Here is a 12,267-nt window from a genome sequence, read left to right as displayed (position 1 = left end):
AATAAGCAAAACCCCCTTGAAACACGAATAACTGTTTCAAGGGGGTTTATTTGATTAAAGAAAGTTGCGAAATTTAGGTTTTTTTCTTAAAAAAACTTTTGTCGCTAAGCTTTATTTAGGAAAAACTATTTTCAATTTTAAAAGAGTCTTAATGCTCGGAGCTGAGCGGTTCTTTCATGACCTCTATCTAAATGGTGTTCGCAAAGCTGACTTTCAGCATTAAGCTTTATCCAGAAAAAATGTGAAAAGCCATTTTCTCTGGATAAAGAGTCTTAATTGCTCAAGTTAAAACGCTTTGCTCACAACCTCTTCTTAAACGGTGTTTTCTCAGTTGATCTTCGGCATTAAGCTTTTCTGCTGAAAAATATGAAAAGCTATTTTCCAGCAGAAAAGAGTCTTAATGCTCAGATCAGAGCACTGAGAAAACAACCTCTATCAAAACGGTATTCAAGAACCAACTCCTTCGGCATTAACTCAAAATTCCGCAAAATATGAGAATCTATTTTACGAAATTCTTCTTTAATGCTCGGAGCTGAACGGTTCTTTCATGACCTCTTTATTCAAAATCTTTTTGTTCTAATCGAAACAGCGGACTCATTGGCGTATTTTCATGGATTCGTTTCACTGCTTCTCCCATCAATTCAGAACAAGTAACGATCGTCAACTGTTCGGGTTGTCTTTCTGGGACTGTCCAAACAGAGTCTGTGATGCAGATATCTTTGATTGGCGCATTCTCTAATATTTCTTTTGCAGGAGGTGACAAAAGTCCGTGTGAAGCGCAGGCATAAATATCTTTTGCTCCGCTTTTTTCTAAAACTTTTGCTGCTCGTGCCAGAGTGGCTCCGGTATTCAAAATATCATCGACCATGATACATGTTTTTCCTTCAACATCCCCAATCACATAGCCGCTGTCAGGGTCACCATCTTCTGCATGGTCAACGATTGCTAATGTGCTGTTCAAGTATTCTGATAAGCTTCTAGCACGCTGCACACCGCTGTTTTTTGGTGTAACAACAACGATATCGTCTCCCATCAGGCCTAATTCACGATAATAATGGGCAAACAAAGGCATTGTAAATAAGTTATCTACAGGAATATCAAAAAATCCTTGGACTTGCACAGTATGCAAATCAAGCGTCAATACACGTGTCGCACCTGCTTCTTCGATCAAGTTCGCAATCAATTTTGCTGTGATCGGCTCATGCGGTTTTGCGGTACGGTCTTGTCGTGCATAACCATAATAAGGCAGAACTACATTGATTGTTTTTGCGCTGGCGCGTTTCATTGCATCGATCATGATCAATAATTCCATATAATAATCATTTACTGGTGCATTAGTTGATTGGACGATATAAACATGGTCTCCTCGAATACTTTCTTCGATGTTCATTGAGATCTCGCCATCACTGAACTGTTTTACCACGCTTTTTCCTAGTTCTGTCCCAAAGACTTTTGCGATTTTTTCTGCTAATGGACGATTCCCATTCAAACTAAAGATTTTTAATGTATCGTCCTGATACTTTTTACCCATGTAGTCCTCCTTAAACTTCTATTCTTTGACATTTTAACATATATTTTTGATATTTTCTGTGGTTTTCAGTAAATAATCATGTAAAAGAAACAGTTCCATTCGCCCAAGAAGCTGGAATGACTTGTTTATAGTTTCCCCAATTGTCATGTACTTTGTAATATCTCTCGCCAGAATCCGTCTCTGCATACGCGTAAGCGACGACCCAATGATTGCCGTAAGTACTTCCTAAAACTTTTAGAATACCGAGTATCACAGGCTTTCCTTGGTTGATCCGTTTCGTTGCCCGCTGCCATGAACCCACAGACGTACTTCTAGGTTTATAAGGGAGCTGAAACGTTTGGCATAGTTTCTTTAACCCTCGGCTGACTTGAAAAGGAATCGTTGGATATCCTGCTGGTTGGATGCACGCTTGTAAAAAATCGATCAGCACTTTTCGGTCTCCCGCTTTTTTTCGGATTTCTCTCGGTAAAATGTTTTCATCGAGCTGATCCTGATAATAAGCAAGCAAAACTGCCGCTGCATAAGTACCGCACAAATTGCCAGAGGGTGTCTTCCAATTTTTGTAACGTGCAAAATGTTCTTCAGAGATACCTGTCCATTGGCTATCTTTAATCACTGGTTGATCTGCTTTTTGATTTTTCAGCTTCCTCACCTCATTTCAATTATAAGTGACCCGAAAGAAAAAACAAATCGATTTGTTTATTTGCTGTGGATTGTTAAAAAACCAAACTTGTTAGATAATAAGGTCATTAAATCAAAAGGAGGATACAATAATGGATAAAATTTTAGCAAAAAAAGATTTTTACGAAGCAGTAAATGAAGAATGGCTAAAATCAGCTGTTATCCCGGCGGACAAACCAGCAACTGGCGGTTTTGAAGTCTTGGTCCAAACAATCGATAAACAGTTGATGGCTGATGTAGAAAAGATGGCGGAAGAACCGCAGAAACTTTCTTCAAAACTGCAAAACTTTTTAGCTTACTATAAACTTGCTAACGATTATCCAAAAAGAAATGAAGCTGGCGCAAAGCCGCTCCTTCCGCTTCTGGAAAAAATCGAACAACTGGATTCTTTTGACACATTAAATGCAGCCTTACCTGATTGGCTGTTTGAAAGTCTGCCGCTTCCGATCGACTTTGATGTAGATGCAGATATGAAAAATGCACAGACACATGCTTTCTTTGCTTCTCCGCCTTCTTTGTTTTTACCTGACAAAACTTATTATGAAGCGGACCATCCAAACGGCGCACAGCTTCTGTCTGTCTTTTTCGATATGATGGTGCAATTGTTAGAGCTCGCCGGAAAAGAAAAAACAGAAGCCGAAACAATCACAGAACAAGCGATTTGCTTTGATAAAATGCTTGCGCCTCATGTGAAAAGTGCTGAAGAGAATGCTAATTACAGTGAAATGTATAATCCGCAATCTTTTGACACATTTATCCAGCATACTTCTTTGATCGACTTGAAAAAAACGGTTTTAGGTCTGATTGGCACAGAACCAGACAAAGTGATCGTCACAGATCCAGTTTATTTCGAGCATCTTTCAGAAATCTTGACAACCACACACTTTCCATTGATGCGCAGTTGGATGATTGTTCAAACTGTACGCGGATTAAGCAGTTATCTTTCAGAAGAGTTTCGTCAAATCAGCGGTACGTTCTCTCGTATTTTATCTGGTACAGAAGAAGCGATGCCGCAGAAAAAAGCAGCGTACTATTTAGCCCTTCGTCAATTTGACCAAGTGATTGGGGACTACTATGGCAAAAAATATTTTGGTGAAGCTGCCAAAAACGACGTAAAACAAATGATTGAAAAAATGATTGGCGTTTATAAAAAACGTCTGGAAAACAACACTTGGTTAAGCAGCAAAACAAGAGAAAAAGCCATCACCAAATTAGACAAACTGGGCATCCAAGTAGGTTATCCAGACAAGATCCCAGCTTTATTTGACCAATTTATTACAGTTCCAGCAGAAGAAGGCGGCACTTTATTAAGCAATGCTTTACATTTCAGCAAATTGTCTTACAAAGATCGTTTAAGCAAATGGAATAAGCCTGTTGATCGTTCCGAATGGGAAATGAGTGCGAATACAGTGAATGCTTACTACCATCCATTCCGTAACGTCATTGTTTTCCCAGCAGCGATTTTACAAGCGCCTTTTTACAGTATCGACCAATCAAGTTCGGCTAATTTCGGCGGTATCGGTGCAGTAATCGCGCACGAGATCTCCCACGCATTTGACAACAACGGGGCATTATTCGATGAATTCGGTAACCTAAATAACTGGTGGACAGACGAAGATTTCAAACAATTCCAAGCAAAAGCCGAAGCAATGATCCAACAATTTGATCAACTGCCTTTTGCTGATGGAAAAGTAAATGGAAAATTAACTGTATCTGAAAATATCGCTGATGCTGGCGGTCTCAGCTGCGCACTAGAAGCAGCAAAACAAGAAGAAGATGTTTCGTTGGAAGACTTCTTTGTCAATTGGGCAACGATTTGGCGTACGAAAGCAAAACCAGAATATCAAGCTCTTTTATTACAAATCGATGTACATGCGCCAACGAAACTTCGGGCAAATGTCCAACCAAAAAATCTGGAAGAATTTTATGAGACCTTTGCTATCACTGAAGCAGACGAAATGTATCTAGCACCAGAAAAGAGAGTGCATATCTGGTAGAGGTTGTGAGCAGCATGTTCTGCTTCAAGAATTAAGGACAAAAAAGTAAAAACAGCTTCTCATGTTTTTCGCTTTTTTGAACTTAATTCCGCAGAAGCAATGCTGTAAACACCATAAAAAAGAAGCCCGACACAAGATGTCGAGCTTCTTTTTTTAATTAATCGATTGCATTTGTTTCTTTGATGATTTTTGCACCCAAGGCTGTTTCGAAATGGCGTAATGCCCATTCATGCCCTGCTGGATCAAAGCTAGCTACAGAATCTTCATAGATATACAGATCATACCCTAGATTATAGGCATCTACTGCCGTATGCAGTACACAAATATCTGTGCAGACACCTGTTAGATAAATCTCTGTTATTTTTCGTTCTCTTAAGCGGACATCTAAATCTGTCCCGCTAAAAGCAGAATAATGTCTCTTGTCCATCCAATAAACATTTCCCTGCTCTTTATTTTGCGCATAAAGTTCAGAAAGCTTGCCGTATAAATCACGGCCTTCCGTTCCAATCACATTGTGCGGCGGAAACAATTTATTTTCAGGATGAAAAGAATCATTTGGATCATGTGCATCGATTGCAAAAACCACAAAGTCTTTATTATCGATAAATTTTTTCGTATTTCGAATCAAAGCCGGCTCAATAATTTGTCCTGCTTCACCAGTAGTCAGTTTGCCGTCTGAAGCGACAAAGTCATTCGTGTAATCAATCGAAATCAATGCTTTCATGTCAAAGACCTCCTAAACAAGATGACGGACAAATTGGATAACCATGTCCGCAGAACGTTTTCCTGCTTCTTCAATAAATTCGTCAAAACTTTTTGTTGCTTGATGATCTGCTGTATCGCTCATTGCACGAACGATCAAGAATGGGATGTTGAATTGGCGGGCCGTTTGTCCTACTGCGGCACCTTCCATTTCACAAGCCAATGCTTCAGGGAAATTCGTCAAGATCTCTTTTACTTTATCAGGCGAATCCACAAATGTATCCCCAGTAACGATCAATCCTTGTTTGGCATTCAAATTCGCTGCTTCAGCGGCTTTTTCCATTTCGCTGCGTAAATATTTGCTTGCTTCATAGTATAAAGGCATTCCTGGCAATTGACCTGGTTTATAGCCGAAACCTGTTGCATCTGCATCAAAATAAGCGACTTTATCTGAGATCACGATATCTCCCACTTGCAATCCTTGACCGATCCCGCCGGCAGAACCAGTGTTGATAACCATGTTTACGCCATATTGCTGAATCAATAAACTTGTTGTAATAGAAGCAAGAACTTTTCCGATACCTGAACGAACAATGATGACCTCATGCCGTCCCAAAGATCCTGAAATGAAAAGCGCTCCTGCACGTTCCCAAGATAACGGTTCGCTTAAATGTTCTCTTAAAATCTTGATTTCTTCTTCCATTGCTCCGATAATACCGATTTTCATAAATAATCCTTCTTTCTTAAATAAATGCAATTGCTAAAAAGACGACACAAAGCATCAAAATAACGATGATCAATGCTTTCATCAAAAATGAATTCCATTTGTTCTGTCTTTCTCGTTCGCCTGTCCTTGTTTTCGTTACAGGCCGGTTCTTTTTTTTTTCTTTACGATAGAAATTTGAAATCTTCTTTTCTTCCTGTCTATAACTTTTTTCAGATTCCCGTTGTGCCCGCAGCGCTTCTTCTTGTTGGCGTCTGCGAATCTCTGAACGCGTAATCAACGGTCCTTTCGCCATGTATCTTCCTACTTTCTTCCCGCAGATAGTTCCCAATATTGGATAGCATATAATGTTTTTGCATCACAGATTACTTGATCTGCGATTGCTTGTTTTGCTTCAGGTAAAGTCAGTGCGTAAAGTTCAAGCACTTCATCTTCGTCTTGTTCCAAAGGTTTCAGTGCTTTTTCTAAATCATGCGCATGATAGATGTGCAGTATTTCGTTCGCAAATCCTGGAGATAGATACATTGAAGTCAGGTGTGTCAAAGATTGTGCGCGATAGCCGGTTTCTTCTTCCAGTTCTCTCAGTGCAGTTTTTTCAGGGCTGTTATTTTCTCCTGGATCGATTTTGCCAGCAGGAATCTCTAAAATCACTTTTTCTAAAGGTTTTCTAAATTGTTTCACCAAAAGCAGCCGATCTTGCTCATCAAAGGCAACGATCCCTACACCACCAGGATGAAAAACTAATTCCCGCTGTCCGATTTTTCCATCGGGCAAGCGGACTTGGTCAACAGCGACATCGATGATTTTCCCTTTGAATATTTCTTTGCGCTCTAGCGTCTTCTCTTCAAATTGCTCATACTCCATCATACTCTATCCACCATACTTTCTTTGTAATAATAACCGCTTTGACGATTTTTTTCAATTTGTCGTCTTACTCTTCTTTAGTTTACCATAAGTAAATCTTACAAATTCTCTAAATCTATAAAATCAATCTTTAGACGGATACTCTTTTCCAGGAGGACTGTGCTAAAATAAATAAAGTAAACGAAAAGAAGGTTAACCGGTAAATAACCCAATAATCGAACTTCTGGAGGGAGTATATATGAAAAAACGCACCTGGCTGTTTTTGATCGTTTTGATTCTTGGTATGGTCTTCATTGGGCATGCAGGCACAACTTCTGGTGTCACTTGGATTTTCCTATTTGGTGCTGCTCTGCTGCTTTGGGGCATATTCGGCGGGAAAAACAAAAAAACAACACAAGCAGAAATGCCTGGATTGTCTAAAGATTTGGAAGAACACTATTTAACAAGCGGTATGTCATCTAGTGAGATCGATCTTTTTAGACAAACGATGCACCAAACAAAAGCAGATATCACGAAACTGCAAGAAAACATGAACAAAACAGCAAAATTAAAAGCAATCGATTTACGCCACAATACAACGAAAGCTTCCAAAGCTTTATTCAAAGAATTAGTTAAAGAACCAACACGGCTCCATGAAGCCAGCCACTTTCTTTATACGCACTTGCCTAACTTGATTGATTTGACAGATAAATATATCGAGATCAATGATCATGAAATCAAAAACAAGCAGACCTATGCAAAATTAGAAGAAAGCGCGCAAATCATCGATCAGCTGGCTAGTCTGATCAGCCAAGATTACCAACGTTTTGTTGCAGATGATCTAGAAGACATCGATGTAGAGATTTCAATTGCAAAAAACAGTTTAAAACAAGATAATAATAGAACAAACACCGATACAAAATCCTAAGATCATAGGAGGAACTTATGATGAATGAAGAAAATAAACCAACGGACGTGACACCTGTCAACGACACGTTAGAAGATCTTTTAAATAATCCATTTTCAACACCGACGAATTCACTGACACAGTCGCAAGAAGCAGAAATCACTCAGCTGCAAGAACAACAGCAGGCAGCACGTTTGATCGACAAATTACCGCCTGAACGTCAAGCTCAAGCAAAAGAATTAGCGGCAAAGATCGACACAGCCGATGCCCAGTCAGTTATCAGCTACGGATCAGCAGCACAAACCAAATTGAGCGAGTTCTCGCAATCGATGCTGAACCACGTCCAAGTACAAGACATCGGGCCTGTCGGAGATTCTTTGACTGAATTGATGTATCGTTTACAAGAAGCAAATCCCGATGAACTTCGTGCAGGAGAAGGAAACATTTTCCAACGTGTGTTTGGTAAAGTAAAACAATCCATTTATGAAGTAACCGCAAAATACCAAAAAATCGGCGCACAAATCGACAAAATCGCTGTCAAACTAGATAAAGAAAAAGACGGTCTGTTAAAAGACAACTTGATGCTTGAACAACTTTATCAAAAAAACAAAGATTACTTCGATGCGTTGAACATTTACATTGCAGCTGGTGAATTGAAAATGGAAGAACTTCAAACCGTGACGATCCCCGCAGCGATGAAAAAAGCAGAAGAAACAGGCGACCAAATGGATGTACAGATCGCAAATGACTATACACAATTCCTAGATCGTCTAGATAAACGAACACACGATTTGCGTTTAGCTCGTCAAATCACGATCCAACAAGCACCGCAGATTCGTTTGATCCAAAACACAAACCAAGCATTAGCGGAAAAAATCCAAGCTTCTGTCGCAACAGCGATTCCGCTTTGGAAAAACCAAGTTGTGATTGCTTTAACTCTTCTTCGTCAAAAAGATGCTGTTACTGCACAACGCCAAGTCTCTGAAACAACGAATGACTTGCTGAAGAAAAATTCTGAAATGTTGAAAATCTCTGCAATCGAAACAGCCAAAGAAAATGAACGCGGCATCGTAGATATCGAAACATTGCAAAAAACACAAAATGATCTTGTGGAAACTATCCAAGAAACATTACGTATCCAACAAGAAGGAAAAGAAAAACGTCGCCATGCGGAAGTAGAACTAACCCACATGGAAGAAGATCTGAAACAAAAATTATTGGATCTGACACAATAAAAAAGGTTGCAGACGAGCGGTTTCGTTCGTCTGCAACTTCTTTTTATTTATTGATTTTTTCATTCATTAAGCTGTGTTTATACCCATAACCAAAATAAATCACTAAACTAATGACCATTACGATGGCAAAAACAAGCCAGGTTACTGCTTGCAGTCGCAACATCAAGACTACACACGCTGCAATGGAAAGAATCGGCAGCAGCGGTACAAAAGGTACTTTGAACTCCCCTTTTTTCGGCTGGCCAAACATTTTTCTCAATTTCAACAGCCCTAAACTGACGAGCATTAGATAGGCTAACGCACTGATATTCGTCAATTCTGCTAAGATATCCAATGGAAAAGCACCTGCAAAGATCATCGCGATGATCCCTGCTGTATATGTGGCCTTTTTAGGCGTATGATGCTTTTTATCGATTTCTTTCATATAACTAGGCAAAAGTCCATCACTGCTGATTGCATACAATAAACGTGCCAACGAATACATCATAGAGATCGTCACTGTCAAAAGGGTCAAAATCGCGCCAACAGAAATAACTCCGCCGATACTTCCATGTCCGATATAACGCATCGCAAATGCCACAGGATCATTCACACCTAGTTCTGTAAATGGGACCATTCCTGTCAAAATCAATGTCACCACGATATATAATGCTGTTGCAATCAAAATCGAACCAATGATTCCTCTCGGCACATCTTTTTGCGGATTCTTTACTTCTTCAGCAGCCATCGCTACGGCATCAAATCCTAGAAAAGCAAAGAAAACTAATGCTGCGCCATCTAGGACACCAGAAAAACCAAAAGGCATAAACGGTTGCCAATTGTCAGGCTTCACGAAGAAGATCCCTACTGCAACGAACAATAAAATAATGGCAAATTTAACAACAACCATCATATTATTCAGACGCAAGGCTTTTTTCGCTTCTAAAGATACAATGTACGTAACAAAAATAACTACTAATACTGCGATCAAATCAATATACGTTCCGTTCGCTGCGTTATATCCTCCTGTCAGTGCTTGAGACAAATTCACGCCAAAACTGGCTAAGAATCCTTGTACATAACCAGACCAGCCAGATGCGACAGATGAAACCGCTAATAAAAATTCACAAATCAGCAGCCAGCCTGTCAACCACGCCGCAAATTCACCAAACACAACATATAAATAAGCATACGGTCCGCCAATAACAGGTACGCGTGAAGAAAATTCAGCAAAGCTTAACCCAGATAACACTACAACAATTGCAGCTAAGACGAATGAAAGTGACAGCGCTGGTCCTGCATTTTGATTCGCTGCCACACCAGTAACGACGAAAATCCCCGTTCCAATGATTGCACCGACGCCCAACATGATCAAATCAGCTGTTTTTAGTTCTTTTTTCATTCCGCTTATTTTATTGTTTTCAATTGTCTTTTTACGGAACAAATCCATTTAGTCTTCCCCCTTTTTAAAAAAAGAGGATGTGAAAATAGTCAAAAATGGCTATTCACATCCTCTTAAATTTGAATGAGCAAAAAATGATTTCTTCCGTCAGCTTAAAGCTGACGGAAATCTTGAAGTCATGAAAGCTGTCCAATGTACAAATACTTCATTCCATCACTTCTTCTCAAAAAGAAAACAGCTTATTAAGCTGTTTTCATGTACCCTAATAGAATACCACCTAAAATAACTAAAATACAACCAGTAACTACGTAAACAAGTTCTTTTTTAGTTTTTCTTTCACCTAAGATGAAGATTCCGCCAAGTGTAGAAATGATGATCCCCATTTGAGAAAGTGAGAAACCAACTGCTAGTCCAAGGCTCTTAACTGTCAATAACATACAGATATTCCCTAAGCCCCACAATAGTCCTGAAGCCATGTTTTTCCAAACATATTGGTCCATTTTAACTTTCTTGAAGGCAAAGAAGCTTGCGCCTAAAATCATACCGATACTTTGTGGTAAGATAACAGCCAATGCATCAAGTCCAGCCCAGTTGATGATAATCGTATACACACCATAACCAATTGTTGAATAAATCAATGCTCTGAAACCTTTAGCAAAATCAAACATTTTGTTGTCTGTGTCAGGTGCAGCATTTTTGTCGCGGCGCGCTGTTAAATAGGCACCTAGGACAAGCAAAGCTAGTGCAAGGAATCCGTATACAAAATCTTTCGTTTTTGTCCATTCATGGAAGAAAACGGCTCCCGCAATCGTATTCAAAATTAATTGAAAACCAGTTGAAAGAGGCAAACCTACAGATACGCCCATAAATTTCATTCCGTGGAACTGACCATTTTGACCAACACTCCATGCTAGACCTGATAAAAATCCAATCAAGAAAACCCATGGTGTAATTGTAGGACCAACGACGAAAAATACGATCAGCGAGAATAAAAACGCGCCAATTGTCATTCCTAATGTCTGTTGATTTGCGTCTCCGCCAATTTTACCACTGACTAAACCAATACTACCCCATGCAAGCATAGGTACTAATGCTATTAAAATCTCCATGTCTATTCTCCTTTATTTTTCACATGTAAAAAAACTTATCAAGGAAAACGTTAACAACACAAGAAAAAAATTTCAACTCTCACGATTTTCTAACGTTTTTCATTATAAAAATTTAATGTTGGGAAGAATAATACCATGGTTGTCCCTTTTTTTTCAACTGATTCGGCGGACAATTCGATTCCTAGCTTTTCAGCTAAACTTTTCGCTAAATATAAGCCTAAACCAGTGGAATGCTGCTTGCTTAACCGACCGTTTGTCCCAGTAAATCCTTTATCAAAAATTCGTCCAAGATCTTCTTTTGGTATGCCGATCCCTGAGTCTTTCAGAAGAAGTTTCACACCATTTTCTGTTTTTTCGATACGGATTTCGATTTTGCCATGATTAGGTGTATATTTTATCGCATTGCTGATCAATTGCTGAAAAATAAACGCTACCCACTTTGCATCTGTTAGTACTGGCTGGTCTTCTCCTATAATCTCGTAATGCAGATTTTTTTGGATAAAATAGTTTGCTTGGCTGCGGATCACAGGCTGGATGATTGCCTTCAAATCGTATTCTTGGATCAGATAATCTCTAGAAAAACTATCTAAACGAGCATAATACAAAACTTGTTCTACATACTCGTTGATTTTCGCTAACTCATTTTCTAATTGCATATATTTTTGGTCGTCAATGTCAAATTCAATGGAACGGACGAGCAATTCAGAAGCAGCTAGCGGTACCTTGATTTCATGGACCCAAGAATCAATATAGTCTTTTTGATTTTTTTGATTGGTGATTGCTTCTTGCATCACCTCTTGATGATCTCGGATCAACTGATTGACATATTCTTCGACTAATTTTTCTTCGGATGTGTGTCCGCCGTCCAGATAATTTTGCAGCGGAGATTCTTTACGTTCTGCATCAAGTTTTTTCCACCAGCGTCGCTTACTTAGATAAACAGCCGTAAGATAGACAATTAAAAAAACCGCCTCAATCAGCATCAAATAAGCGATGATTTCCCAGTCAATGGTGATATCTGGCGTCAGCCACATCACAAATGCGGTGAGGAGCACAAAAAAAAGCCAGCCGAGGATCAACGACCACTGATCTTTTAAATAATCTCTGAATTTCATAAATTCTCCTTTGCTTGAACTAAAAAAGTGAGCTTGCAGATT

At 39.2% G+C, this 12,267-nt stretch carries 12 protein-coding genes; 3 read left to right on the top strand and 9 right to left on the bottom strand.

The annotated features are described in order from the left end of the window. Window positions 1-556: 556 nt before the first annotated feature. The gene (locus tag IGI64_RS02770; RefSeq protein WP_016625829.1) at window positions 557-1,531 is read right to left on the bottom strand and encodes a ribose-phosphate diphosphokinase; all 975 of its coding nucleotides are present in this window, start codon (window positions 1,529-1,531) and stop codon (window positions 557-559) included. Window positions 1,532-1,607: 76 nt separating this feature from the next. Beyond that, complete coding sequence (locus IGI64_RS02765; protein ID WP_430596474.1) at window positions 1,608-2,147, bottom strand: C39 family peptidase; 540 nt, start codon at window positions 2,145-2,147, stop codon at window positions 1,608-1,610. A 157-nt stretch (window positions 2,148-2,304) separates the two neighbouring features. On the opposite strand from IGI64_RS02765, the gene IGI64_RS02760 reads away from it, so the two are divergent. Continuing rightward, window positions 2,305-4,209 carry a M13 family metallopeptidase gene (locus IGI64_RS02760; protein WP_429939411.1) on the top strand — a complete coding sequence of 635 codons (1,905 nt, stop codon included), beginning with the start codon at window positions 2,305-2,307 and terminating at the stop codon, window positions 4,207-4,209. 157 nt (window positions 4,210-4,366) lie between these two features. Here the strand turns inward: IGI64_RS02760 and IGI64_RS02755 are convergent, their stop codons facing one another. From IGI64_RS02755 to IGI64_RS02740, 4 genes are read right to left on the bottom strand one after another with little or no spacing between them, the layout of a single operon-like run. After that, entirely contained in the window at window positions 4,367-4,933 is a 567-nt protein-coding gene (locus IGI64_RS02755) for a cysteine hydrolase family protein (protein WP_429939410.1), read from the bottom strand. 12 nt (window positions 4,934-4,945) lie between these two features. Continuing rightward, window positions 4,946-5,638: a 5'-methylthioadenosine/adenosylhomocysteine nucleosidase gene (locus IGI64_RS02750; protein ID WP_034860897.1), complete on the bottom strand. Its 693-nt coding sequence runs from the start codon at window positions 5,636-5,638 to the stop codon at window positions 4,946-4,948. Between the two features lie 16 nt (window positions 5,639-5,654). After that, window positions 5,655-5,930, bottom strand: a complete 276-nt coding sequence (macP, locus tag IGI64_RS02745; protein WP_429939409.1) for a cell wall synthase accessory phosphoprotein MacP — start codon at window positions 5,928-5,930, stop codon at window positions 5,655-5,657. Between the two features lie 8 nt (window positions 5,931-5,938). Then, on the bottom strand, window positions 5,939-6,502 hold the full coding sequence (locus IGI64_RS02740; protein ID WP_429939408.1) for an NUDIX hydrolase: 564 nt from the start codon (window positions 6,500-6,502) through the stop codon (window positions 5,939-5,941). 235 nt (window positions 6,503-6,737) lie between these two features. On the opposite strand from IGI64_RS02740, the gene IGI64_RS02735 reads away from it, so the two are divergent. Both IGI64_RS02735 and IGI64_RS02730 read left to right on the top strand, forming a co-directional pair. Continuing rightward, window positions 6,738-7,406 carry a 5-bromo-4-chloroindolyl phosphate hydrolysis family protein gene (locus IGI64_RS02735; RefSeq protein ID WP_429939407.1) on the top strand — a complete coding sequence of 223 codons (669 nt, stop codon included), beginning with the start codon at window positions 6,738-6,740 and terminating at the stop codon, window positions 7,404-7,406. 20 nt (window positions 7,407-7,426) lie between these two features. Continuing rightward, window positions 7,427-8,620 carry a toxic anion resistance protein gene (locus IGI64_RS02730; protein ID WP_429939406.1) on the top strand — a complete coding sequence of 398 codons (1,194 nt, stop codon included), beginning with the start codon at window positions 7,427-7,429 and terminating at the stop codon, window positions 8,618-8,620. Window positions 8,621-8,663: 43 nt separating this feature from the next. On the opposite strand, the gene IGI64_RS02725 is transcribed toward IGI64_RS02730, so the two are convergent. The 3 genes from IGI64_RS02725 to sapS form a co-directional block, all read right to left on the bottom strand. Continuing rightward, window positions 8,664-10,049, bottom strand: a complete 1,386-nt coding sequence (locus IGI64_RS02725; RefSeq protein WP_429939405.1) for an amino acid permease — start codon at window positions 10,047-10,049, stop codon at window positions 8,664-8,666. 194 nt (window positions 10,050-10,243) lie between these two features. After that, on the bottom strand, window positions 10,244-11,110 hold the full coding sequence (locus IGI64_RS02720; RefSeq protein WP_016625839.1) for a GRP family sugar transporter: 867 nt from the start codon (window positions 11,108-11,110) through the stop codon (window positions 10,244-10,246). A gap of 89 nt (window positions 11,111-11,199) precedes the next feature. Continuing rightward, entirely contained in the window at window positions 11,200-12,225 is a 1,026-nt protein-coding gene (sapS, locus tag IGI64_RS02715; protein ID WP_016625840.1) for a two-component system sensor histidine kinase SapS, read from the bottom strand. Between the last annotated feature and the right edge of the window lie 42 nt (window positions 12,226-12,267).

Source organism: Enterococcus sp. DIV0210g (assembly GCF_050559705.1).
Taxonomy (GTDB): domain Bacteria; phylum Bacillota; class Bacilli; order Lactobacillales; family Enterococcaceae; genus Enterococcus_B; species Enterococcus_B faecalis_A.
Note: the sequence above shows the minus strand (reverse complement) of the source record. Positions and strands in the feature narration are given on the sequence as shown.